The organism is Pseudomonas sp. LBUM1666, from assembly GCF_059695775.1.
In genome coordinates, this window is sequence record NZ_CP166789.1 from 3,457,104 (window position 1) to 3,478,728 (window position 21,625).

Below are 21,625 nucleotides of genomic sequence, written 5' to 3' on the forward strand. Positions count from 1 at the left end.
CCCCAGCATTTACCACAACGCCACGGTATAGCTGACGATCAGGCGGTTCTCATCCAGGTCATTACCGAAGTTCGAGCGCACTGACGCGTTGCGCCATTTGAGGCCGAGACCTTTCAACGACCCGTCCTGCACCACGTAAGCGATATCGGTGTTGCGCTCCCATTCCTTGCCTTCACCCGGCGCAGCGCGTTGCACATTGTCGCCAGAGATGTAGCGGGTCATGAAGGTCAATCCCGGCACGCCGAGTGCGGCAAAGTTGTAGTCGTAGCGCGCTTGCCAGGAATGTTCGTCGATGTTGGCGAAGTCACCGATCTGCACGAAGTTGACCAGGTACGGATCGCTGCGCCCGATATACGGAAACGGATCGTCGCCGCTCATGCGTTGATAGCCAAAGCCCAGCGCATGACCGCCCAGGCTATAGGTGAACAACGCACCGAAAGCCTGGTTGTCGAGATCACGAAAGTTGCCGTCTTCGGTGCTGCGCGCATAGCGTACGTCGCTCTTGAGTGACTGGCCGGAACCCAGGTCCAGCGTGTGCACAAGCCCGAGGTAGTTTTGCTGGTAGATGTTTTCCAGCTGGCCGTAGCGGTACTGCGCGGTCAGGTTCGGCAGGAACTGATAGTCCGCCCCGGCAAACTGAAACTTGTCACTCTGCCCGCCAATGCGATTGGCGGTCATGTCTTGATAGTCGGTGGAGTCGACGAAATTGATCTGCGTGAGTTGACCGGCAGTGAGCTTCAATCGATCGATTTCCTGCACATTCGCCAGGCCGCCCTTGAACGTGCCCGGCAGCAGGCGGGTGTCGTTGGAATTCACCACCGGGTCCTTGATCTGCAACGTGCCGAACTTCAGGGTGCTGTTGGACACGCGCATCTTGCCCGTCAGGCCTAACTCGCCATAACGATCCTGTGAGCCGCCGGACCCATTCGGCGGCAACAGATTGGTGCCCGCCGTACCACCACCGGAGTCCAGCTTGAAACCGGCCATGCCCAAAACATCCAGGCCAAACCCCAACGTGCCCGCGGTGTAACCCGACTCCATCCGCAACAGAAAACCCTGCGCCCATTCCTCGGCCTTGTCGCGCGAACCGTCCTGGCGAAAATCACGGTTGAAGTAGAAGTTGCGCGCTTCCAGGCTGCCTTTACTGTCCGCGACGAAATCCGCCTGAGCGGTCGGTGCACAGAGCAGACTCAGGCCGAGCAATGTGCCCGCGGGGGCGTACCCATTGAATGGGCGGGTGCGACCCGCTTTTGAAGGCACGTGGACAGTCATGATTTTTCCCATGGAAGAGGTTCTCTGCGGCAGCAAGCGAAGATGACGGACACGCCTCATTGTTTTTTTGTGAAGGCGTTGTCGTGGGGGGGGGCGGACGCAGCGACCTGCGTCGTGGGGCGGATTCTTCGTGTCGGGGCAGAACGGCGTCAAACGGGAAAAAAACGAGGTTATACATAAGAAAATTTGATGCCCGCGAAGGCGGACTCTGGAGTAACAATTGCAACTCGCCCCTTCATTACAAGAGCCATAAGCGCCAAGGGAACCGCCATGAACCTCAAATTCCTCGAAACCTTCGTCTGGGTCGCCCGCCTGCAAAGCTTCAGCCTGACCGCCGAGAAAATGTTCAGCACGCAGGCCGCGATCTCCAGCCGGATCGCCGCGCTGGAAGACGAGTTGGGCCTGCGCCTGTTCGTACGCGATTCACGCGGGGTGTCGCTGACGCCCGAAGGTCTCAAGGTGCTCGACTACGCCGAGCAGATGCTCGAGGTTCAGCGTGCGCTGAAACACTCGCTGGACAACACCAGCCCGCAGCAGGGGCTGGTGCGCATCGGCGTGATGGATACGGTGATTCACACCTGGCTCAGCCCGTTGATGTCGACCCTGATGCAGACCTTCCCCGCCGTGGAAATCGAGATCACTGCCGACGCCGCCCGTAATCTCTGCGAGCAACTGCAAAAGGGCTATCTGGACATCGTTTTCCAGACGGACCTGATCCGCCACGAAAGCGTGCGCAACCTCGAACTGGCGCACTACCCCATGCACTGGATTGCCGCCAGCAACTCGATCTACGCCCGGCCTTATGCCTCGCTCACCGAGATGGCCGGTGAGCGCATCATCACCTTCGTCAAACACTCACGACCGCATCAGGATGTGCTCAACCTGCTGCACGCCCATGGCATCGGCGCACCGCGCGTCAGTTGCGTCAACTCGGTGTCGGCCATGACCCGGCTGATTCGTGACGGCTTCGGTATTGGCGCCTTGCCGGCGGCACTGGTGGCCAAACCCCTGGCCAGCGGCGAGCTGATTCAGCTGGATCCCGGCAGCCGCTTGCCGCAACTGGACGTCGTGGCTTCGTGGCGTGCGGGGGTCGGACTGGAACTGATCGAGAACATCGTCGAGATGAGCCGCCAGGTGGTCTGCCAATACGCTGCGGATGTCGGTCCGTTGCTCATGGTGGCGGCACCGGGCCTCGACAACCGACGGCCCCCTGAATAACTTTTAGTTGTCTGGGGGCAACAACATTCCTTGTTGGACGGCATCACCGCGGTTTTCTAAAAAGGGTCAACGAACCTGCCGAGATGCCATGATGAATCAACCCGCCCTGTCCTTCGAACAACTGCAGCGCAGCACCCCTCTCGCCCTGCGTCAAAGCATCGCCGCCGGGCACTATCAGGGTCACACCAGCGGCTTGGGCCAAGACCGGGTGCAAGCCAATATCGTGATTTTGCCCAGTGATTGGGCCAACGAGTTTCTCAGGTATTGCACCCTCAACCGCCAAGCCTGCCCGTTGCTCGACATTACCGAACCGGGCGATCCGTACTTCCGCAATCTCGGAGCAGCCATTGATATTCGCCATGATGTGCCCCGATACAGGGTTTATCGCCATGGCGAACTGAGCGAAGAACCGCTGGACATCGAGCCTCTTTGGCAGGATGACCTGGTGGCCTTCGCCATCGGCTGCTCGTTCTCCTTCGAACAACCGTTGCTGGATGCCGGCATCCCCCTCAAGCACATCGATCTGGGGCGCAATGTCGCCATGTACCAGACCAACATCGACACGCGCCCCACCGCTCGCCTCGGTGGCAAGCTGGTGGTAAGCATGCGGCCGATGAAAGCCGCCGCCGCTATCCAGGCCATTCAAATCACCGCACGCATGCCCAACGTCCACGGCGCTCCCGTGCACATCGGTGATCCGTCGCTGATCGGCATCCACGCGCTCAACACCCCGGACTACGGCGATGCCGTCCCCATTGAAGCTGACGAAATACCAGTGTTCTGGGCGTGCGGAGTAACGCCTCAATCGGTGGTGCAGGCCTCACGCCCGCCACTGTGCATCACCCATGCTCCCGGTTGCATGCTGGTGACGGATTTGTACAACAGCGCTTTGTAAAAGCGTGGGTGTGCCGTAATGCCAATCAGTTAAGGAACGACACCATCCGTAGCGCCGAATGCAGGCTTCGCCAGCTGCTATGGATCGCGTTTTGGCTGCCGTTTTTTTTGACGGGGGTTTATGCGAAGTCGAAGCCTTGTAAAACCAGTCAATGTAGTCAACGATGCAATTGGCCTTCGTCCCTTGTTTTGTGCCACGGACCCTGCCCCATTTCCTGAATGTTCAGGACTAAAGTTCGCGCACATTACCCACAAAAGACCTGGTGACAGCAGAACCGACTATCCTTTCGGACAGTGAACGCTGCACTCTTGGCAAAAAGGGACGCCATGCCAGACCATGATCGCGCCATCGACTCCAGGCCCGGGCTACCCTGGATGGCTTCAATTACGGTTTTCTGTCTTTTCACCGCCACTCCCGGATTCGGCCAGAACCTGCCAACCGCAGCGGGTGTCGAAAACGCCACGGTTACGGTGATTCAAGCGCAGGAAATCGTTTCCAGGGCCACCCTCGAAGCCGTTCGCTGGAGCGGCCCTGAATCCGGCCCGCAAGCCCTGCGGGGCAAGAGCATCGCCTTTGTCGCAGAAGATTTGCGTAACGGAGGCATTGTCGGTGTCGCGCAGGGCGCTCGCGAGGCAGCCAAGGCGCTGGGCTGGACGCTGAAGATATTCGATGGCGCTGGATCATCGGCCGGGCGCACAAAGGCCTTTTCCGATGCCCTGGCAGCGAAACCCGACGGCCTCATACTGTGCGGCTCCGATGCCCTTGAGAACAATGCGGCGCTGATGCTCTTCGCCAAACGGGATGTGCCGGTGGTTGGCTGGCACGCCGGGGCACGACCCGGGCCGATTGACGGCACGCCGGTGGCCATGAACGTCACGACCGACCCGCTCGAAGTGGCTCGCCTCACGGCCATGGCGGCCGTGGCACAGTCAAACGGACAGGCCGGCGTGGTCATCCTGACTGACTCCAAGTACAGCATCGCCATGGCGAAAGCCAAGGCCATGGAAAACGTCATTCGGGCCTGTCGGGAATGTACGTTGCTGGAAGTGCGCGATGTCGCGATCTCCGAAAGTGGCGAGAAGATGCCGGCGATCACCAAGGAGCTGCTTCAGCGCTATGGCAAGCGCTGGACCCACACGCTGGCCATCAACGATATCTATTTCGACTACTCGATTGCCTCATTGACCAACGCCGCAGTACCCAGCGACGGCATCAGTCTGTTGTCTGCCGGTGATGGCAGCGCTTCGGCTTTCTTGCGCATACAGGCAAAAACCTACCAGACCGTCACCGTGGCCGAGCCGCTCAACCTGCATGGCTGGCAAGTGATGGATGAATTGAACCGGCTGTTTGCAGGTCAGCCGGTGAGCGGCTTCGTCGCGCCGATTCACCTGGTCAATGCCGACAATATTGCCTTCGACGGCGGGAAGAAATTCCAGTACGACCCCGACAATGGCTATCGAGACATCTATCGCCACCAATGGAATCCCTGACATTGGACGTTATTTCCCGGCTCGGACGCCGGCTATTGCCGCAATCGCTACGCGCACAGTTCACACTGGCGTTTCTGACGCTGGCGCTGCTGATCCTGGCGAGTGGTGCAACGGCGGTCTACGCCTTGCGCACGTCAAACAGCGCCACCCGCCAGCTGACGGATGAACGACTGGTCCGCATGCAAAATGGGCAAGACATGCTGCAGCGGACCTTGCTGATCGAACGCCAGACCGATCAGCTTCTGACAACCCGCTCCCCCGACACCCTGCGTTCAAGCTATGCGGCGACCGTCGAACAGCTTGAAGCCCTTGATCAACTGGTGCAGCAGCTGACTGCCGCGAACAGTGGCGTGGCGATACTCGACATGCATCAGTCGAGTCAGATGTTCCGCAATACCGCCAACATCGTTGCGCAGCTGCGAGAAAGCCTGCTGCAAACCGAGGTCAACTTCGAGCAAACCATGGAGGCTCACACCGCCCGGTTAACCGCGACTCAGGCCCGGGCCAGCCTGGAACTGGCGGTGTTACTTTTTGATCTGCCACAGGCTGTTGACAGTGAAGCCGTGCAACGGCTGCGGATCCGATATGAGCGCCTGTCACGCACCGCAGGAAAGTTACCCGACGCTAATGTGGAGATGCCCGATCTCTTCTCCCTGCGCCTGAGGCTCATCAATCAGTACAACGTCATCCAGCGTTTCAATGAGGAACTGAAGCATGAGGCCGGGGTTCTGGTCGCGGTGGCCCGTGCGCAATCCAGTGCTTACACCGAAGACTATCGCGAAGCCCTGCAGCGCCTGGTCGAGGCCTCAAACCGTAGCCAGCAATGGGTGCTGATCATGCTGGGCGCCAGCCTGGTGTTCGCCTGGTTCGTGACCCGGGTCTTCATGGGCCGTCATGTGCTCGTGCGCCTGAATGAAATCAGCCGGCAATTGCGTCAGGAACACACTGACAAAACGCATTTGATGATGGCGGAACATGGAAAGGACGAGATCGGCAACATGGCTCGCGCGGTGAATCAATTCCTCAAAGACCGACTTCAGCTGGAAAAAAGAACAGTCCAATTGAGTATCGCCACAGAGCGGCTCGCCCTGCAAAACAGCCGATTAGAGAAGGAAGCCGTCATCCGTACCGGACAACGTCATGTCCTGGAGCTGATCGCCAGGAGCACGGAGCTTGCAGAAGTTCTCGACAGCCTGGCTCACCTGGTGGAGTCCCAGCTGGAGGGGATGATGGTGTCCATCCTGGTGCTGGATGAGGATGGCAAGCACCTGCTGCACGGGGCCGCCCCCAGTTTGCCGAAAGCCTATAACCAGCTCATTGACGGGATTGCGATCGGTCCGAACGTCGGTTCATGCGGCACCGCGGTGTATCGACGAGAACCGGTCATCGTCACGGATATCGAGCTGGACCCGCTGTGGGAGGAGTACCGTTCAGCCGCTGCGCCCTATGGATTTCGCGCCTGCTGGTCGACGCCGATTCTGTCCCATGAGCGAAAGGTATTGGGTACGTTTGCCTTATATTCCAATACCGTACGCAGCCCCAGCTCGACCGAGACGCGACTGATCGACATGGCGACACCGCTTGCCGGCATTGCGATAGAACGCCAACTGACCGAAAAGCGCATTCGCTATATGGGCGACCATGACGCACTGACCGGGCTGCCGAATCGCACACTGCTCGAAGACCGTCTCAAGCAGGCAATACTTTATGCTCAGCGCTACAACCGCCTGGTGACGGTGGTGTTTCTCGATCTGGACAAATTCAAACTGGTGAATGACAGCCTTGGGCACAGTGCTGGAGACGAACTGCTGAAAACCGTCGCCCAGCGCATGCAGGAGTGTGTACGCCGCACCGACACCGTCGTGCGACTGGGTGGCGACGAATTTGTGATCATCCTGTTCGACCAGCCCTCAGACCTCGACGGCGTGACTCCAGCCCTGCACAAAATCCAGGAAGCCATCCTGCGGCCGATTCAGCTCAGCGGACATACACTCCACGTCACCTGCAGCATGGGGTTGGCCACCTACCCTGCCGACGGCAGCGATACCGACACGTTGCTCAGCAACGCAGACGCCGCCATGTACCGGGCCAAGGAGCTGGGTCGCAACAGTTACCAGTTCTATACGAGCGAGATGAATAACAAGGTTCAGGGCAAGCTCGCCATGCAAGACGGGCTTCGAAACGCACTCAACCATGACGAGTTCCTGCTGCTGTACCAGCCACAGGTGGATTTGCAGTCAGGTCAGATTATCGGCGTAGAAGCACTGATCCGCTGGCAACACCCCGAGCTCGGCATGGTGTCTCCCATCAAATTCATTCCGCAGGCCGAAGAGACCGGGTTGATCGTGCCCATCGGCGACTGGGTGATTCATGCCGCGTGCAGACAGAACAAGGACTGGCAGGATGCGGGCTGGCCGCCGATCACCATGTCGGTGAATATTTCAGCACGCCAATTCATCGAAAGGGACCTGATCGACCGGGTGAGGCATGCCTTGCAAGAAACCGGACTGGACCCGATGTACCTTGAGCTGGAGCTGACCGAAAGCCTGATCATGCAAGACCTTCAGCAAGCCATCAGCAAAATGAAGGAACTGCAATCCATGGGGATCAGTCTCTCGATCGACGACTTCGGCACCGGCTATTCCAGTCTCGCAGCATTGAAAAGCTTCCCGATCGCGAGACTCAAGATCGACCAGTCTTTCGTGCGCGACCTGCCCGACAACGAGAACGACAAAGCCATCGCCACCGCAGTGATATCGTTGGGGCACAAACTGAACCTCAAGGTCATTGCCGAAGGTGTCGAAACCGAAGAGCAGCAAACCTTCCTGCGTGAAAACGGCTGCGATGAAATTCAAGGCCACTTTTTCAGCAGAGCGGTCAGCGCAGAGGAAATCAGTCTGTTACTGCGTACGCCCCGGTTGCCTCAACCGAGCCGCATTGCGAGCCCTGACCCGGTAAGGCGAAAACGTGATGTAAAACGCCCAAGCAGTCCAATGCCCGGGCATTAATGACTCAGCGTACGGTAAAACGCTGCTGTGTCAGAAGCCGATCGCCCTGGAACACCATGAAACGCCATTCGCCAGGCACCACTTCAAGGCTTTCAGTGAACTCGTAGCCCATCACATCCTGTGGAGCGCCGGGCACCACTTCAAGGCTTTCAGTGAACTCGTAGCCCATCACATCCTGTGGAGCGCCGGGCACCAGTTTTCTGGATGACTTCGAATATAACGTTGTGGCTAACCGGCGAGTATCTGCAGCAGGATTATCCTCAGGTCACTGTCGATATGCGCGAAGGAGGGTTCGAATATCTCGGTAAGCGTCTCGCCGAAGGCACTCTGGAGTTGGCGCTGACGTACGACCTGGGATTGCCGGCAAACATGGAATGCATCGAGCTGCGCCAGCTGACGGCTCATGCCCTGTTGGCAGTTGATCATCCGTTGGCAACCGAGCCCCATGTCAGTCTGCAAGCACTCAGCGAATGCAATCTGGTGGTGACGGACCAAATCCACAGCTGGCAGCACGTGCTGGACCTGTTCAACTTCTATGGGCTCTCGCCCGACAGCGTCCAGCATGGGGAAGAAAATCGAGTCAAGTATCGTGATACCTAGAGAGTAGTCCTGAGGAGTATCCGCTAGGGGTCGACAGCTGCCCTTCGTGACTGACAGCAATCAGCAGTCACTCCTGACATTGCTATGAACATCCAAAGAACGCGGGCTATGTTCGCCAGCGAACAGACGAACAGCCATCCAAGTCACCACACTCAAGCTGAAAGGCTACGTCCACCAGCGCTGCTCAGTGCTGGCGCAATGCGTTGGCGCACCTATAAAAATGTACGTAATTGTACAATGCGTTTCAGGCTCAGGACCTTATGAACAGCATATGGACACGCCTACAGAAGGTATATTCCCGCTCGTCCGGCTTATGGCGAACCCGTCTGTTTCCCCCACCCCGATTCAAACACGAGCCCATTTTGCGCTCGGAGCTTTTCAGCGCCGATCAGATGGCCAGTCACGGCATCGCCCTGGCCGGGCAGCATCGCCTGACAACGCTGTCCGCACGGGATTCGATGCTGCACAGGCTCGATGATAACGAGGAGCTGCTCAAACGCAGCTGCACGGCGCTGGCCAACGCGCAAGTGTCCAGCCGACGAGTGACTCCGGCAGCGGAATGGCTGCTGGACAATTACTATCTGGTCGAGGAAAACATTCGCACCGCCAGAACGCACCTGCCCAAAGGCTATAGCCGTGAGTTGCCACGCCTGATCAACGGCCCGTCCGCGGGGCTGCCTCGAGTCTACGACATCGCTCTGGAGACCATCTCTCATGGCGACGGTCGAGTCGATGAGGAAAGTCTGAGCCGCTTCATTTTTTCCTATCAGACAGTGATGCCACTTGCCCTGGGCGAACTGTGGGCGATACCGATCATGCTGCGTCTGGCATTGATCGAAAACCTGCGGCGAGTGGCCTCGAGGGTCATGGCCAACGCCGACGAACGCAATCTGGCCGATGATTGGGCCGAACACCTGATCGAAACCTCAGAACGAGACATCAAAAGCGTGGTGCTGACTGTTGCCGACATGGCCCGCTCCGCACCGCCGATGACCGCCGCCTTTGTCGCCGAATTCACCCGCCGCCTGCAGGGCCAAAGCGCAGCACTGGCCCTGGCGCTGAACTGGATGGAGCAGATGCTAAGTGAGACAGGCTCCAGCATCGAACGCCAGGTGCAGCTCGATGCGCAACAACAGGCAGCGGATCAGGTGTCGATTGGCAACAGCATCGGCAGTTTGCGCCTGTTGTCCGCCACGGACTGGCGCGAGTTCGTCGAGTCGATGAGTCATGTCGAGCAGATTCTCTATGAAGACCCGGCAGAAATTTACCGGGCGATGGATTTCAGTACCCGTGACAGCTACCGGCATGTCATAGAACGCCTTGCCCGAAGAAGCCCCCAGCACTCGGAAATCCAGGTCGCCCGCGCCGCGATCAATCTCGCCGCAGCCGGAACCGCCTCAGTCCCCTGCGAACTGCTGGCCCGCCATGTCGGGTATTACCTGATCAGCGCTGGGCTGCCGACGCTAGAGCGACGACTCAACGCCCGGGTGCCGTTTCATGAGCGCTGGAAACGGTTGTTGCAGCAGTCGCCGCTGATGTTTTATCTGGCGCCGGTGGCTTTTCTGACGCTCATCTTCGCCTGGCCTTTACTGGCCTCTGCGCAGCGCGACGGGATGCCCGATGCGGCGCTTCTGATGATGGCGATTCCCTGTCTGATCATGACCAGCCGACTGGCGATCAGCCTGATCAACTGGTTGGTGACGTTCAGTCTGTTGCCGACGACGCTGCCAAAGATGGATTTTGCCAACGGTATACCCGATGGCGCGCGAAGCCTGGTGGTGATCCCGACGCTGATCGCCAGCCCGGCAGATGTGGATGAACTAGTGGAAGGTCTTGAAGTGCGGTTTCTCGCCAACCGCGACAACAACCTTTATTTCGCGTTGCTCAGCGATTTTCTGGATGCGACTGAAGAGACTCAGCCGCAAGACGCCGAGCTGCTCACACAGGCCTCCCGTGCAATCACTCTGCTCAACCGAAAATACGCTGACGGACTCAGCGACCGATTCTTTCTGCTGCATCGGCCGCGTCGCTGGAACGCGAGCGAACGCGTGTGGATGGGCCACGAGCGCAAACGCGGCAAGCTGATCGAACTCAACGCCCTGTTGCGTGGCAATGGGCAGGAACGCTTCAACGCCATCGTCGGCGACATCACCCCATTGCGCGGGGTGCGTTACGTGATCACGCTGGACACCGACACCCTGCTGCCGCGCGATGTCGCTCGCCAATGCGTGGCGGCCATGATGCACCCGTTGAATCGTCCGTTGTTCGACAGTAGCGGCGAGCAGATCATTTCCGGCTACGCAGTTTTGCAACCGCGAGTGGGCATCAGCCTGACCAGCGCCACCCGCTCGATCTACGCCCGGCTGTTTGGCAGTGATGCCGGAGTCGATCCCTACACTCGGACGGTATCGGACGTTTACCAGGACCTGTTCCAGCAAGGCTCCTTCATCGGCAAGGGCATCTACGACGTGGACGCGTTCACCTGCGCCCTGGAAGGTTGCTTGCCGGATAACCAGATTCTCAGCCACGACCTGATCGAAGGGTGTTATGCACGATCCGGCCTGCTCAGCGACGTGCAAGTCTACGAGCAATACCCCTCGCGCTACGGTGCCGATATCAAACGACGGCATCGCTGGGTTCGCGGCGACTGGCAACTGCTGCCGTGGACATTGCCCTGGGCGCGCAACGCCGACGGCAAGTGGGTGCGCAACAGGCTGAGCGTCATGGCACGCTGGAAGATTCTGGACAATCTGCGACGCAGCCTGGAACCGCTGGCGCTATTGCTGATGTTTGCATGGGGTTGGTTTGCCAGCAGTCAGCCAATGAACTGGACCCTGACAGTCATCGGGTTGATGGTGATTCAACCGTTGCTCCGAGTGGTGACCGATCTGATGCAGCCCCCCGCTAATGTGCCCTATGGACAATACCTCAGGGCGCTGCTGGGTGATCTGGCACAAGACCTGGCCCGGGCTTGTCTGACGCTCGCATGGCTGCCCTTCGAGATGTACTACAGCGCCGACGCAATCCTGCGCTCGCTGTGGCGAATCGGCTTCAGCAGACGCCGGCTTTTGCAATGGCAGCCCTCGCGCGAGGTGGAGCGCACCACCGAAAACCGACTGTCCGGCCTTTATCGCCAGATGTGGATCGCGCCGGTGTCGGCCCTGATCTCACTGGCCCTGCTGGCGACGGATCCGCAGACGCTGGCCATCGCTGGTCCGTTGCTGTTGTCGTGGTTAGCGGGCCCCTGGATCGCTTGGTGGCTCAGTTCGGCACCCAAGCAGTCGGTGTTCGCACCGTCGACGGACGACTTGCGCTTCTTGCGGTTGCTGGCGCGCAAAACCTGGGCGTTCTTCGATCAATACGTCGGGCCTCAGGATCACTGGCTGCCACCGGACAACGTGCAGGAAGAACCCAGGCCTGCCATTGCCCATCGCACCTCGCCGACCAATATGGGCATGTCACTGCTCGCCCACCTGGCCGCTCACGATTTCGGTTACTTGAGCACCGAACGGCTGCTGTCCCGGCTTGCGGCGTCGCTGGACAGCATGGACGGGCTGGAGCGTTATCGGCAGCACTTCTATAACTGGTACGACACACAGACCCTCCAGCCGCTGCGTCCGCATTACGTCTCCACCGTCGACAGCGGTAACCTGGCGGGCCTGCTGCTGACCTTGAGCACCGGCATTGCGCAGCTTGCAGACGCCCCGATGTTCGGCCCTGCCGTGATCAAGGGCCTGCGCGATACCCTGGATATCCTTGCAGATTCCCAACGCGCCTCGGGGTCGGATGAATTCGCCCTGCAACTGAGAAAAGGCCTTGAACCGGTCTTGCAAGCTGCGACCCCTGAAGCGCTGGCAGACCTGCTGCACACGGCTCGCATCATGGTCACAGACAAGCAAGCGGACACCGATGAGGAAAGCCTCTACTGGCGAGAAGCGTTTACCCGTCAATGCATCGACTGGACAGAAGAACTGCAGCGCTATCGCCTCCCTGCCCCCTTGGTAACGATTGAATCGCCTTGCACCTTGCGTCAACTGGCCGATCTGAACCCCGCCGACTGGGCCGACGACCATCACCCTGAAATCGAGCGGGTCCGCAGTGACGCCGAGCAGCGTCTGGAAACTCTGAAGCGTCTGGCGTTATTAGCGGCAACGCTGGCGCAGATGGATTTCTCGTTGCTTTACGACAACCACCGTGACCTGTTTGTCATCGGTTACAACGCCGAGGAGCGCAGGCTCGACACCGGTTACTACGACCTGCTGGCGTCCGAGGTGCGGCTGACCAATTACGTGGTTATCGCTCAAGGACAAATCCCCCAACGCGCCTGGTTCACCCTGGGAAGGCTGCTGAGTGAAAACGCTGGCATACCGACGTTGCTGTCCTGGTCGGGCTCGATGTTCGAATACCTGATGCCAATGCTGGTGATGCCCAACTTCGAGGGCAGCCTGCTGGACCAGACTTGCCGCGCCGCCGTGTCGGTACAGATCGAACAGGGCAACAGGCTGGGCATTCCCTGGGGCGTTTCGGAGTCGGGTTACTCCACCGTCGACGCGCACTTCAATTATCAATACCGCGCCTTCGGCGTTCAGGCCCTGGGGCTCCAGCGCGGGTTGAGCAATGACGTCGTGATAGCGCCCTACGCCAGCGCCCTGGCGTTGATGGTCGATGCCGATGCGGCCTGCAAAAACCTGCAACGCCTCGCCCTGCAAGGCTCCGCTGGACGTTTCGGTCTGTATGAAGCAGTGGATTACACCGAGGCCCGCTTACCGCGCGGCCAACACTTCGTCGTGGTCCGGTCTTTCATGGCTCATCACCAGGGCATGAGCTTGCTGGCCTTGACCAGCCGACTGCTCGACCAACCCATGCAGCAGCGATTCGAGGCCGACCCGGCGCTGCGATCAGCCCTGCTGCTGCTACAGGAGCGGGTGCCAAAATCCGCCGCGCCGTACCTGCAAGCCACACAGTCACCAGTACTCGGCGATGTTGGCCAAGGCCAGGATACGGGGCTTCGGGTGTTCTCTGATCCAGGACGAAAGCGTCCGGCCGTGCAATTGCTTTCCAACGGTCGCTACCACGTCATGCTGACCAGCGGCGGCGGTGGTTACAGCCGCCGCAATGAAATGGCCATCACCCGTTGGCAGGAGGACACCTCACAGGACAATTGGGGGATGTTCTGCTACCTGCGCGATGTCCAGACCAATACGGTCTGGTCGGCTGCGCATCAACCGACTATGCATCAACCCGAGAGCCACGAGGCAATCTTCTGCGATTCCCGTGCAGAGTTCCGTGCACGCAACCTGGATTTCGACACGCACCTGGAGATTGTTGTCTCACCTGAAGACGACATCGAACTGCGCCGCCTGCATGTCACCAACCGAGCGTCATCGGCCAGAACACTGGAGATCACCACCTACGCCGAAGTCGTGCTGACAACCCCGGTCAACGACGCGATGCACCCGGCGTTCAGCAAGCTGTTCGTGCAGACCGAATTACTGCCTGCGCTTCAGGCCATTATCTGCAGCCGCCGCCCCCGGGCCAGCGATGAACCGACGCCGTGGATGTGCCATTTGCTGGCGGCACACGGGGTGGACATCGATGCAATCTCGTATGAAACCGATCGCGCCCGATTCATCGGCCGAGGACGCAGCCTTGTGTCACCTGCCGCCCTTGATGCCAATTGCCAGCGCTTGTCAGGCAGTGCAGGCCCGGTGCTCGATCCGGTAATCGCGATTCGCTGCAGGATTACCCTACAACCCGGCCAACAGGCCACCATCGACCTGGTAACCGGTGTCGCCGACAGCCGTGATGACGGCCTTTACCTCATCAACAAATACCGCGACCGCCACCTCGCCGACCGCGTGTTCGACCTGTCCTGGACCCATAGCCAGGTGCTTCTGCGTCAGCTCAACGCCTCGTTGTCCGATGCCCGTCTGTTCGAGCAGATGGCCTCGTCGTTGCTTTACGCGAACGCCTCGATGCGCGCCAACCATGCGGTGCTGATTGCCAATCGCCGCAATCAGCCGGGGCTCTGGGGTCAGGCCATCTCCGGCGACCTGCCTATCGTGTTGCTGCAAATCCAGAGCCTGGACAATATTGCCCTGGTGCAGCAATTGATTCAGGCCCACGCCTACTGGCGGCAAAAAGGGTTGGTGGTCGATTTGCTGATCTGGAACGAAGATCAGGCGGGTTATCGCCAGCAACTGCAGGACGCGATCCTGGGCCTTATCACCTCAGGCAGTGAAGCCACTCTGCTGGATCGCCCGGGCGGGATTTTTGTGCGCCCCGCGCAGCAGATGTCGAATGAAGATCGCGTGCTGTTCCTCTCGGTTGCCAGGCTGGTGCTGAGCGAAGATCTGGGCAGCCTGGCCGAACAGATTCATCGCCGCAAAGTATCACCGGTGCACGCGCCGTTTGTGGCGACCCGTCATTTTCAGGCTCGGCCGGCATCGGTACGACCGAACCGTCCCTTCCTGCTGTTGAGCAACGAATATGGCGGCTTCAGCGCCGATGGCGGTGAGTACATCATCACCGGGCTCGCGCCCGATCCGACACCCGCGCCCTGGGTCAACGTGATCGCCAATGCACAACTCGGCACGGTGGTCTCGGAAGCCGGCAGTGCCTATACCTGGGCCGAAAACGCCCATGAATTTCGCCTGACGCCCTGGCACAACGATCCGGTCACCGATCGCAGCGGCGAAGCCATTTACCTGCGTGATGAAGAGACCGGGTACTTCTGGTCCGCAGCGCCTCAACCCTGCCCCGGACAAGGCCCGTACCAGACCCGTCACGGTTTCGGTTACAGCGTGTTCGAACATGAAGAGGACGGCATTTACAGCGAGCTGTGGATCTACGTGGCGCTGGATGCGCCGATCAAATTCTCGCGGCTAGTGTTGAGCAACCGCTCGGGGCGCCGCCGGTCATTGTCGGTCACAGGGTATGTGGAATGGGTGCTGGGCGACCTGCGCAGCAAATCGGCGATGCATGTGGTCACCCAATCGGATCCCGCCAGCGGGGCCTTCTTCGCCCGCAACGCCTATTCGGTGGAGTTTTCCGAGCGGGTGGCGTTCTTTGACACCGACACGATCGATCACGGTGTCAGCGGTGACCGTACTGAATTCATTGGCCGCAGTGGCACCCTGGCCTCACCGGCAGCGATGCAGCACGCCGGTCTGTCCGGGCGCATGGGCGGCGGTCTGGACCCTTGTGCCGCCCTGCAAGTGTCGATCGGACTTGGCGATGGCGATACTCGGGAAGTCATTCTGCGCCTGGGGGCGGCGTCTTCCAGTAACGCCGCCACCCAGCTGGTGCAGCGTTATCGGGGCAGCCTGGTGGCCGCCGAGGAACTGCAGAAAGTACGGGAACACTGGCGTTCATTGCTCGGGGCGATTCGTATTGAAACAGGCGCGCCTGCGGTCGACGTCATGGTCAACGGCTGGTTGATGTATCAGGTCATCGCGTGCCGTTTCCAGGCCCGAAGCGGCTACTACCAGTCAGGTGGTGCCATCGGTTTTCGCGATCAGCTGCAGGACAGCATGGCGATGATCCATGCAGATCCGGCAGCCGTGCGAGCGCATCTGTTGCTGTGCGCCGGCCATCAGTATGTGGAAGGCGACGTGCAACATTGGTGGCACCCGCCGATGAATCGAGGGGTTCGCACCGCCTGCTCCGACGACTTTTTGTGGCTGGTGGCCGCCACCAACCGCTATGTCGAAATGACCGCAGACGTGGGTGTACTGGAAGAGGCCGCCGGATACCTGGAAGGACGCCAACTAGGGGCCGGAGAAGAGTCCTACTATGACCTCCCCGGGGTATCGCCCCTGCGAGAGTCCCTGTATCAACACTGCGTGCGTGCCATCGAACACAGCCTGCGCCGCGGTCATCACGGATTGCCGCTGATGGGCTCCGGTGACTGGAACGACGGCATGAATCGCGTCGGCCATCTGGGTGCAGGTGAAAGTGTCTGGCTGGGCTTCTTCAGCTATCAGGTACTGGAGCAATTTGCGGTGACCGCTCGCCTGCACGGTGATCACGCATTTGCCAAACGCTGCAGCGACAGCGCGGTGACACTGCAACGCAACCTCGATCAAAGTGCCTGGGACGGCGCCTGGTATCGCCGTGCCTGGTTCGATGACGGACAAATGCTCGGCTCGGCGAGCAATGAAGAATGTCGTATCGATTCCATTGCTCAAAGCTGGTCAGTGCTGTCAGGGGCCGGCTCTGCCGTCCGCCAGATCAAGGCCATGCAGGCATTGGATGAGCATCTGATCAAACGTGACATCCGCGCAGTGTTGCTGCTTGACCCACCGTTTGACAAGGGCACCCTGGACCCCGGCTACATCAAGGGTTACGTGCCAGGCGTGCGCGAGAACGGAGGGCAGTACACGCATGCTGCCGTTTGGGCGGGCATGGCGTTTGCGCAGTTGGGTGAAGCCGGCAAAGCATGGGAACTGCTGAATCTGATCAACCCCGCCGCCCCTGCCAACAACGCTCAAATCGACACCTATAAGGTCGAGCCCTATGTCATGGCCGCGGATGTCTACGGCGCCGCGCCCCATGCCGGGCGAGGGGGCTGGACCTGGTACACCGGTTCTGCGGGCTGGATGTACCGGCTGATTGTCGAGTCATTGTTGGGCGTTCAACGCAGCGGCCGCACGCTCAGAATCGAACCGCTGATACCCGTCGACTGGCCGGGCTTCATCTTGCACTACCGCTTCGGCAGAACCCTCTACCACTTTGATGTGCGTCAGGGCAGTTCGACCTTCACCTCGATTACCCTCGATGGCCAGCCATTGAGTGACTCTGCGCTGACACTGGATGACGGCGTTCTGGAGCATTGGGTTCGGGTAGATTGTCGCGCCCGCTCACCCAGGCCTCAGGCGCTGGAATACGAGCATGCCGCCGATGAATAGACATTGATCACCAGCCATGGCGTGCATGGGAGTACCCTGAGTGGGCACGTCCCTGTTCCGCCACGGATGCTTTGCCATGCATGCCTCCCCCAATCCAAGCCACAATCATCTACTTGCGGCGCTACCGGCCGTCGACCTCCAGCGCCTTGTTCCGCATCTGGAGCAGGTCAGTCTGGCGCTGGGCGATGTGCTGTATGAACCGGGGGACACCTTGCGGCACGTTTACTTTCCGACCGACGCCATCGTTTCCCTGCTTCATGTCACGGAAAACGGCTCGTCAGCCGAAATCGCCGTGGTCGGAAACGAGGGTTTGATCGGCATAGCGCTGTTCATGGGCGGCGAAAGCACATCCAGTCGGGCGGTGGTGCAAAGTGCCGGTGGTGCATTTCGCCTGCCTGGGCAAAAGCTCAAGAAAGAGTTCAACCGTCATGGCGATCTGCTCCTGCTGATGTTGCGTTACACCCAGGCGCTGATCACGCAGATGTCACAGACCGCCCTGTGCAATCGCCATCATTCGATCGATCAGCAATTGTGTCGATGGCTGCTGTTGTCGCTGGATCGTCTGCACGGCAATCGCCTGAACATGACCCAGGAGCTGATCGCCAACATGCTGGGCGTGCGCCGCGAAGGCGTCACGGAAGCGGCCGGCAAACTGCAGCGTCAAGGCGTCATCGAGTACAGCCGGGGCCAGATCACGGTTCTGGACAGAGCGCGCCTTGAACGGCTCAGCTGTGAGTGCTACCTGGTGGTCAAGACCGAAACCGATCGGCTGTTGCATTACACCCGTCGTCAGGACGAGTGATGCGCTCGAATTGATTGCCGGCGGCAATACCGGCTCGAGCGGATATTGCTCCCGCTAACCTCGCATAAGACTAGGGTGAACAAGCGCTCCAGGGACGGATGCAGCGCGAACAGTGGGTCACAATTGATCGATGACCCGCATAGCTTTAGCGTAGTCCCAACTCAGCGCCACCAAGATATCGCAGGCAGCGACAGACCACCTTTCCCGCGAATCCCCCCGCTTTAGTAGATATGTGCGCGCGGCAGCTCTTGGCTTGTAGCAGCCAAGAGCGATGGGCAGCAATCGGCCAAAAGCGAACCATCAGCGCCCCAGTGTCGCTTGGGACTCTTCAAAATGATGCCGTAACAATGGCACCCCTCGCTAATAGCCAGCGTAGACACCTACTCGCCCATAAAACCCCTCTTGAAAACCACGATAAATAGCTAGCTATTTGTTGACGAAAGTCTGAAGTATTCATTTGAATTTTCAGATTCTTTCACCCCGCCGCCTATGCCTAACATCGGCTCCACAGCGAACTAGCCACGGCAGCGCTTAGTGGGACCCATCAGGCAGAGACCCGGCTCAAAAACCCTCTGCCGTTGCTGGCCCTTGATCGCCGACTGGCTTTGTCGAAGTGCTTTTGCAGTAGGCCTAGGGATTTTTGAGGATCACCGATGAAGCTGGAAATTTTCCGCACGCTGTGGGGCTACACCGCCAGCAAGGCCCAGGCGCTTGAAGAGCTGCTGCAGGCGGGCTTTGATGGAATGGAGGCACGTCTGCCGCTGGACGCCCGTGAACGGGCTGAGTTCGCAGCCTTTCTCCAGGCCAATCGCCTGGGTTACATCAGCACAGTCTTCACGGCGTACGATGTGCTGCCGGAGCAGTCGGCGACCCCTGCCGTTCACCTCAATGACCTCGATCAGAAACTCGCCTGGGCCGCCGAACTCGGCCCACGTTTCGTCAACGTACTGGCAGGCAATGATCGCTGGTCCTTGCCACAACAAGTGGAGTTCTTCGGTCAGGCACTGGAGCTGGCGCGCAAGCACGGCCAGGTCTGCAGTTTCGAAACTCACCGCTCGCGTTCGCTGTTCAACCCTTGGGTGACCCTGGAGTTGATCCGTCAACTGCCCGATCTGTTGTTCACCAGTGACATCAGCCATTGGGTCGTGACCTGCGAGCGTCTGTTGAATGACCCGGCCGATGATCTGAGCGCTTTCATCGAGCGGGTTCACCATATCCAGGCACGGGTCGGTTACGACCAGGGCCCGCAGGTTCCGCACCCGGCGGCTCCCGAATATGCGAAAGAACTGGCTTTCCATCAGCAGCACTGGGAAAGCATCTGGCGCTCGCAGCAAGCCCGCGGTTACCAGGTCAGCACCCTGACCCCGGAATTCGGCGCCGACGGCTACCTGCATCATTTGCCCTTCACCAATGTCCCGGTCGCTGACCTGTGGTCATTGAACGTATGGATGGGCCAGACCGAGCGCGAACACTTCGAGCGTTTCCACCACTCAAGCAATCCTTAGGGAGCCGATGCGTCATGCCTGACAATAAAAACAACAGCGCCAGCACTGACACACACAAAGCCAACTTCAATAGCATCCCGGTGGTCAACATCGCCGGTCTGTTCAGTTTCGAACTGGAACACCGTCTGGCTGTGGCCGAACAATTGGGGCGCGCTGCCAGCGAAGTCGGGTTCCTCTATATCACCGATCACGGTATCGATCCGCAACTGATCGCCAACCTGCGCAAGGCTGCCAAGGACTTTTTCGACCAGCCCTTCGACACCAAGATGCGGCACTACATCGGCACCTCGCAAACCCACAAGGGCTTTGTACCCGAAGGCGAAGAGGTCTATTCCAAAGGCAAGCCGGACCACAAGGAAGCCTTCGACGTCGGCTTCGAAGTCCCGGCCGATGATCCGCTGGTGCTGGCCAACACCCCATTGCTGGGGCCCAACGACTGGCCACTGCTTCCAGGTTTCAAGGCGTCGGTGCAGGCCTATTATGAAGCGATCTTCGCCTTGGGCCGGCGCCTGTTCGGCGGCTTTGCCCTGACCCTGGGCCTGGAAGAAAACTATTTCGACAGCCTGGTCACCCGCCCGCCGTCCAAGCTGCGCCTGATCCACTACCCCTTCGACGGTGCCGCCCATGACGCACCGGGGCTTGGCGCCCATACTGATTATGAGTGCTTCACCATCCTCCTGGCCGACAAACCAGGCCTTGAGGTGATGAACAACCTTGGACAATGGATCGATGCACCACCGATTGCCGATGCCTTTGTGGTCAACATCGGCGACATGCTGGAAGTGATGACGGCAGGCGCATTCGTTGCCACTGCGCACCGGGTGCGGAGCGTGAAGGAGGAGCGTTATTCCTTTCCACTGTTTTATGCCTGCGACTATCACACCCAGATCAAACCGCTGCCCGGGTTCGCCCAGGCAGGTAACGACTACGAAGAAATCACGATCGGCGAACACATGTATGGCCAGGCACTGCAGACCTATCAGTATCTGCGTCAGAGGGTGGCCAATGGGGAAGTTCAACTGCCAGGCAAGGCACGCAAGCCCGCCAGTTTCGGACATTTGAAAAATCAGGCTTAACCGTCCTGATTGAAGTTTTCAGTTACCCCTTACCTACGCCGGAGTCAGTAAAAAATGAAAAACAATAAAAAAAACCTGTTGAGCTTGGCTGTATTGGCAGCCGGTATGCTCGGTGCCTCGTTGAGCATGGCCGCATCAGACACGTTCAAGGTCGGCATGGAAATCACCTACCCGCCCTTCGAGTCCTATGACAAGGACAAAAACGTGGTGGGCTCGGACCCGGAACTGGCAACGGCCCTGGCCAAGCACATGAACGCCAAGGTGGAGTTCGTCGACACCAAGTTCCCGAGCCTGATCCTGGGCCTGAACTCCGCCAAATACGACGCGGTCATTTCCGGCATGTACATCACACCGGAGCGCCAGACTCAGGCCCAAACCATCGCCTATGCCAACACCGGTGCCGCGGTCATGGTGCCCAAGGGCAGCGAGATCAATGCGAAAAAACCTGAAGACCTGTGCGGCTTGAAACTGGGCCTGGAACAGGGCACCACCTGGGTCAAGGAATTCAAGAAGCTCTCCGATGACTACTGCGTGCCGAACAACAAAGGCGCCATCACCGTCAGCGAGTACCCCTCGGCGCCCGAAGTGACCCAGGCCCTGTTGTCCAAAAACATTCAGGCCCAGGTTGAAATCGCTGGCGCTGCAAAAATGATCGCGGAAAAGACCAATGGCCGGGTAGTGATCACCACCGAACATCCGATCTATCAGCAAACCCTCGGTATCTTCGTCAAGAAAGGTAACGACGAAACATTCCAGGCCGTGCAAAAAGCCTTCGAGGAGACCAAAAAGAGCGGTGAATACGCCGCTATTCTTAAGAAATATGGCTTGGAAGCACCGACTGCCAACTAAG

The 21,625-nt window shown here is 59.3% G+C and carries 10 protein-coding genes and 2 pseudogenes; 10 read left to right on the forward strand and 2 right to left on the reverse strand.

Annotation, left to right across the window (positions count from 1 at the left end):
* Nucleotides 1–9 precede the first annotated feature (9 nt).
* Nucleotides 10–1,272, reverse strand: a complete 1,263-nt coding sequence (locus ACA056_RS15690) for an OprD family porin (RefSeq protein ID WP_497265914.1) — start codon at nucleotides 1,270–1,272, stop codon at nucleotides 10–12.
* Between the two features lie 270 nt (nucleotides 1,273–1,542).
* On the opposite strand from ACA056_RS15690, the gene ACA056_RS15695 reads away from it, so the two are divergent.
* The 4 genes from ACA056_RS15695 to ACA056_RS15710 all read left to right on the forward strand — a co-directional run bounded on the left by ACA056_RS15695 (nucleotide 1,543) and on the right by ACA056_RS15710 (nucleotide 7,883).
* Nucleotides 1,543–2,490 (forward strand): LysR family transcriptional regulator, encoded by a 948-nt coding sequence (locus ACA056_RS15695; RefSeq protein WP_497265916.1) that lies wholly within the window; start codon nucleotides 1,543–1,545, stop codon nucleotides 2,488–2,490.
* Between the two features lie 91 nt (nucleotides 2,491–2,581).
* The gene (locus ACA056_RS15700; protein ID WP_497273541.1) at nucleotides 2,582–3,385 is read left to right on the forward strand and encodes a putative hydro-lyase; all 804 of its coding nucleotides are present in this window, start codon (nucleotides 2,582–2,584) and stop codon (nucleotides 3,383–3,385) included.
* A gap of 374 nt (nucleotides 3,386–3,759) precedes the next feature.
* The gene (locus tag ACA056_RS15705) at nucleotides 3,760–4,875 is read left to right on the forward strand and encodes a substrate-binding domain-containing protein (protein WP_497265918.1); all 1,116 of its coding nucleotides are present in this window, start codon (nucleotides 3,760–3,762) and stop codon (nucleotides 4,873–4,875) included.
* Nucleotides 4,863–7,883, forward strand: coding sequence for an EAL domain-containing protein (locus ACA056_RS15710; protein WP_497265920.1), 3,021 nt, complete (start codon nucleotides 4,863–4,865; stop codon nucleotides 7,881–7,883). The genes ACA056_RS15705 and ACA056_RS15710 overlap by 13 nt, the downstream gene beginning before the upstream one ends.
* 4 nt (nucleotides 7,884–7,887) lie before the next feature.
* Here the strand turns inward: ACA056_RS15710 and ACA056_RS15715 are convergent.
* A pseudogene (locus ACA056_RS15715) lies at nucleotides 7,888–8,019 on the reverse strand (DUF3859 domain-containing protein); the annotation flags it as partial.
* Nucleotides 8,020–8,138: 119 nt separating this feature from the next.
* Here ACA056_RS15715 and ACA056_RS15720 point away from each other — a divergent pair.
* The 6 genes and pseudogenes from ACA056_RS15720 to ACA056_RS15745 all read left to right on the forward strand — a co-directional run.
* Nucleotides 8,139–8,441: pseudogene (locus ACA056_RS15720) on the forward strand (LysR substrate-binding domain-containing protein); the annotation flags it as partial.
* Between the two features lie 302 nt (nucleotides 8,442–8,743).
* Complete coding sequence (locus ACA056_RS15725) at nucleotides 8,744–17,392, forward strand: GH36-type glycosyl hydrolase domain-containing protein (RefSeq protein WP_497265922.1); 8,649 nt, start codon at nucleotides 8,744–8,746, stop codon at nucleotides 17,390–17,392.
* A gap of 76 nt (nucleotides 17,393–17,468) precedes the next feature.
* Nucleotides 17,469–18,194 carry a Crp/Fnr family transcriptional regulator gene (locus ACA056_RS15730; protein ID WP_201181617.1) on the forward strand — a complete coding sequence of 242 codons (726 nt, stop codon included), beginning with the start codon at nucleotides 17,469–17,471 and terminating at the stop codon, nucleotides 18,192–18,194.
* A gap of 653 nt (nucleotides 18,195–18,847) precedes the next feature.
* Nucleotides 18,848–19,699, forward strand: coding sequence for a sugar phosphate isomerase/epimerase family protein (locus tag ACA056_RS15735; RefSeq protein WP_046056025.1), 852 nt, complete (start codon nucleotides 18,848–18,850; stop codon nucleotides 19,697–19,699).
* 14 nt (nucleotides 19,700–19,713) lie between these two features.
* Nucleotides 19,714–20,775, forward strand: a complete 1,062-nt coding sequence (locus ACA056_RS15740; protein ID WP_497265925.1) for an isopenicillin N synthase family dioxygenase — start codon at nucleotides 19,714–19,716, stop codon at nucleotides 20,773–20,775.
* Between the two features lie 54 nt (nucleotides 20,776–20,829).
* Entirely contained in the window at nucleotides 20,830–21,624 is a 795-nt protein-coding gene (locus ACA056_RS15745; protein ID WP_497265927.1) for an ABC transporter substrate-binding protein, read from the forward strand.
* Nucleotide 21,625 lies beyond the last annotated feature (1 nt).